Raw genomic sequence first — 249 nt, 5'->3', positions numbered from 1 at the left:
AACCGTTGCTCATGGAGGCAACATTTTGTTCGTCGGCACGAAGAAGCAGGGCCAGGAAGCTATTGCAGAGCAGGCCTCACGTGTTGGCATGCCGTATGTCAACCACCGTTGGCTCGGCGGTATGCTGACCAACTTCTCCACCGTTTCCAAGCGCCTGCAGCGTCTGAAGGAACTCGAGCAGATCGATTTCGAGGATGTCGCATCCTCCGGACACACCAAGCGCGAGCTGCTCATGATGAGCCGCGAAAA

At 56.6% G+C, this 249-nt stretch carries 1 protein-coding gene; it reads left to right on the top strand.

Features of this window, described 5'->3' with window-relative positions:
- A partial coding sequence (gene rpsB, locus QP415_RS12445) for a 30S ribosomal protein S2 (RefSeq protein WP_285100278.1) occupies window positions 1–249 on the top strand: 249 nt, incomplete at both ends.

Origin of the sequence: Pauljensenia sp. UMB3104 (genome assembly GCF_030217285.1) — a bacterium.
Classification (GTDB): Bacteria; Actinomycetota; Actinomycetes; order Actinomycetales; family Actinomycetaceae; genus Pauljensenia.
Note: the sequence above shows the minus strand (reverse complement) of the source record. Positions and strands in the feature narration are given on the sequence as shown.